The sequence below is a fragment of the Microcoleus sp. S13_C3 genome (assembly GCF_036700905.1).
Taxonomy (GTDB): Bacteria; Cyanobacteriota; Cyanobacteriia; order Cyanobacteriales; family Microcoleaceae; genus Microcoleus.
In genome coordinates, this window is the sequence record NZ_JAUBPT010000364.1 from 1 (window position 1) to 1,116 (window position 1,116).

Below are 1,116 nucleotides of genomic sequence, written 5' to 3' on the forward strand. Positions count from 1 at the left end.
GAAGCCGTTGCATAATTGGGGGATGATTTTGATTGTTTTGTGGGATGGGATATCGTAGCCAGTCAGGTGTATTTTCACTGAAGGCGGGACACCCTACAAGCATCATCATCAAATTGTGCAATCCCGGCTCAATTAATGAAGGTTTAGCAGCAGTTAGGGCTTCAAAAGGGTGGGATATATCAATCAAGCAGGCTAGTGGGCGATCGCCCCTAAGTTTCCGCTGTAGGCAGTTTTTCCGAAGGCTTAGCCGCTGTCAAGCGCAATGGCAAATCTGGCTTCATCAATCAAACTGGAAAGCTATTCATTTAGCAGGTTCGATGCTCTGTTTAGGCTTTAAATTTGTTTAAGCCTCGTAACTTAACTCCAGCCGTCCAGAATTGACCGGCAAACCATCCTGAAATACCAGCAATTCTCCCGGCTGAATTTGCGTCCAAACTTCGTTATCAGTCAGCGGAAAAGTGGCAATAACAGCCACGCGATCGTCCTCGTTGGTCAATTCCCGAAAATCGACAGTTACATCTTCGTCGATCGAGTGAGCGCTAGCAAAAGGTGCTTGTCGCACAATATAATGCAGATTAGTAGAACAATGGGTGAACAAGTGTTCTCCATCCGAAAGTAAATAATTAAAAATTCCGTGTTCTGCCAAACTTTTAGTAATTTCCTCCAGTACCGGGTAAATTTCCGCTACAGCAGGCTTGCTTTGAGGAAAAGTGGAGCGCAGCTTTTCTAATATCAAACAAAAAGCTTTTTCGCTGTCAGTTTTGCCAACAGGCTTGTAAAATCCGGCACGTTCTGGATTAAAATTTTCCAGATTTCCATTGTGAGCGAAAACCCAATAGCGCCCCCAAAGTTCCCGAATAAAAGGGTGGCAGTTTTCCAAAGCAATTTCGCCTTGGGTAGCTTTGCGGATGTGAGCAATGACGTTAGTTGAATGAATGGGATAGCGGCGCACTACTTCTGCAACCGGAGAAGCAATCGCAGGTTTAGAGTCTATAAAAAGGCGACATCCCAAACCTTCAAAGAAAGCAATTCCCCAACCGTCTTGATGAACGTCTGTTCTGCCACCTCTTGCAGAAAAACCCTCAAAAGAAAAGCAAATATCTGTTGGAACATTGC

Annotated in this window: 2 protein-coding genes and 1 pseudogene; 1 reads left to right on the top strand and 2 read right to left on the bottom strand. The window is 44.7% G+C overall.

The genetic code is table 11. From position 1 onward, the window contains the following. On the bottom strand, positions 1-187 hold a 187-nt coding region (locus QUA16_RS36750), incomplete at its 3' end, for a hypothetical protein (RefSeq protein ID WP_333109800.1). 35 nt (positions 188-222) lie between these two features. On the opposite strand from QUA16_RS36750, the pseudogene QUA16_RS37130 reads away from it, so the two are divergent. After that, positions 223-309: pseudogene (locus QUA16_RS37130) on the top strand (WG repeat-containing protein); the annotation flags it as partial. A gap of 34 nt (positions 310-343) precedes the next feature. Here QUA16_RS37130 and QUA16_RS36755 read toward each other — a convergent pair. Further along, on the bottom strand, positions 344-1,116 hold a 773-nt coding region (locus QUA16_RS36755), incomplete at its 5' end, for a class II glutamine amidotransferase (RefSeq protein ID WP_333109799.1).